Here is a 2,440-nt window from a genome sequence, read left to right on the forward strand (position 1 = left end):
CAGTCCCCCGAAAACTGCTCAGCCATGACGATTTAAGCCATCTCACCCGCTTAGTGTGGTGTATGAGTAACGGGTTTCATTTTAATCAATCGTGGAGTAATGCCATTTGGTATGCGCTGCGTCAGGTGACAGGTATTCCTTCTTCTCAGCGGTTCGAGGTGCAAAAAATTCCGCTGCTAGCAGAAGAATGTCGCCGGATTTATACGATCACGAATCAATTTAAAAACGTTATTTTCGAAGCGGAAAAACAGGTTATACGGCGTTGTTTACGCAAGCGTGAGAATGCAGAAAGAGTCATCAGCGAAATGCAGCAATCACTCGAGGGGGCAGCACAATCGAACGTTTCTACGCTCAACTCAACACTGGCACAGTGGGAAGAACGTGAAATTAACTTATTCGCTCAACGTAGCCACAATCATGTAGCGCATCATTCTAGTTATTAATTGATCTCTTCCCTGATAAATATTTTTAGGGATTTATTAATCACAATATATTTGTGAAGAATTTCTGCATGCAAAATTTACCCTTGGGATGAGCATTTCACTCACGACAACGAATTTAATATCGCATCACAAACCCACGGAGTCCTACATCATGAAAACATAAACATTCACAAGTAATAACGGCGACACCATCACCGTTGATATCAATTAACCTTAGCGCTAACAGCGGTGGTTCGCTCCACCCCTGTCAGCTAACCATCACAACCTAACGTAGAGGTCATCATGGCTAACATCGATATTACCCAATTTTCTGAATTACGCAACGTCTTTCCTGAGTTAACAGCGGTGCAATTTGAAACGGCGATGCTGTTTTCCTTGGGCTTGCCACAAAAAGAAATTGCTTTATTACGTGCCGTATCTTATCCCGCGGTGAAACAAGCGTTAACCAGTGCCAAACTTAAATTTGAACCTCGTTCACTGCACGGCTTATTCACGATATTTCATGTCCGTTTGACACTGTTTGCCTTGCAAGGATGCCGTAAGCGCCTGCCCCCAGAGCGATGAGCGCAAAAAAGACAGACTCTCCACTGAGGAGACTAGCCATTTTTATTTTTCTGCCTAAACTGGGCACTGGCTAAGTAACTGACCCTCTTCTATTGAGGAGAGGGCGTGAAGAGGTGAAGAACCGCCGATGAAGACAATAGCACTGGAATTAAACACCTTCCCCCTAACCGCGCTGATGGACAAGAGTCTAGATAGCTGGGGAATCAAAGACAGGCACTCGCGTTTTATTTATACCAACCGTGCTTTTCTGGATTGTTTTAATTTACCACAGGGAGTCGATATTATTGGCAAACGGCATGATGAACTGCCCTCCTGCGTGGTAGCATTTTTGGCTAATCTACGCCAGGAAGAAAAAAAGGTCATTAAAAGCGGACAAAGAACGACGCTGATAAAAGCGCATTTATTGAGGCATAAGCAAAAACGCCACCCTTATTTATACGAAATCTTCCCACTGTATAATCAAGAAGGCCGCTGTGTGGGCACGGTTTTTTATGGCAAAAAGCCCGATACTTTTTCATTACCTCCCATCAGATATTTTTACGCTATCTGAATGGCAGATTATCTTTTATTTATTACACACTTTGATCACCAGGGAAATCACGATAAATAAAAAATAGAATACGTATTATCGACCCAAAGGCAAAAGTAAATTCATTGCGGGAATTTAAAACCTTTTGTCATCAAACCGGTTTTGATCGTTATTTTTCCAAGACGTTATCTCACGTGAAATACGGTGTATTGAAGAGAGGAGAGATTGTAATGAGTAACAGACAAAGCAGAATCAGAAAACGCGCATTAAGGAATAAGCTATTAGCTGCCAAACGGAGAGAAAAAAATAAAACCTGGTTTACTCGATTAATGTTTTTATTTAAGCAGGAGAAAACGCATGTTATCTTCTGAGACTGAAAAGAAAATAACTATTTCCACCCTACTCTACCAAACACTGGAAAAATAGGCCGCTTCGGTGAGCGTTCATTGTGATTGCACGGTCACACCAGATAATTTCATTCATTACCTGATCGAGCATTATGCTGAAAGCGCTTGCGATAATATTATTGCCAAGCTGGGAAATTAAAAAAATATCATGACAGAATAAAAAAATAATCGCTCTTTTGATTTCGGTTATTTTTATCGGATAAACTGGATAGATATTTAATGCCATTTTTTTGCCAAAAATAAGAAGGAGGATGAAGGGTAATAATACCTGAAAATTGTCAACGCTATTATCCAGATTGATTGTCATTTACCCCCTTATTTTTTTACCACTGACGGACTTCTTTTTATTAAAGAGGAGCCGTCATTATTTTTTATTGTTGAAATAAATTTATTCAAATTACCTTCTGTAACTTTTCCGTTTAAAACACGGACGAAGTGATGACATTTTTAACCTTAACAAAGAGAAAACGACAATGGAAGTCAGCCTTAAGCAATGG

Annotated in this window: 3 protein-coding genes and 1 pseudogene; 3 read left to right on the plus strand and 1 reads right to left on the minus strand. The window is 40.2% G+C overall.

Translation table 11 applies throughout. The annotated features are described in order from the left end of the window. The 3 genes and pseudogenes from REG_RS10250 to REG_RS10260 form a co-directional block, all read left to right on the plus strand. A pseudogene (locus REG_RS10250) lies at positions 1–443 on the plus strand (Rha family transcriptional regulator); the annotation flags it as partial. A gap of 282 nt (positions 444–725) precedes the next feature. Then, entirely contained in the window at positions 726–1,007 is a 282-nt protein-coding gene (locus REG_RS10255; protein ID WP_006705581.1) for a hypothetical protein, read from the plus strand. A 127-nt stretch (positions 1,008–1,134) separates the two neighbouring features. Continuing rightward, on the plus strand, positions 1,135–1,557 hold the full coding sequence (locus REG_RS10260) for a PAS domain-containing protein (RefSeq protein WP_006705582.1): 423 nt from the start codon (positions 1,135–1,137) through the stop codon (positions 1,555–1,557). Between the two features lie 378 nt (positions 1,558–1,935). On the opposite strand, the gene REG_RS10265 is transcribed toward REG_RS10260, so the two are convergent. Further along, entirely contained in the window at positions 1,936–2,250 is a 315-nt protein-coding gene (locus REG_RS10265) for a hypothetical protein (RefSeq protein ID WP_006705583.1), read from the minus strand. Positions 2,251–2,440: the final 190 nt, after the last annotated feature.

This window comes from Candidatus Regiella insecticola LSR1, assembly GCF_000143625.1.
GTDB lineage: Bacteria > Pseudomonadota > Gammaproteobacteria > Enterobacterales > Enterobacteriaceae > Regiella > Regiella insecticola.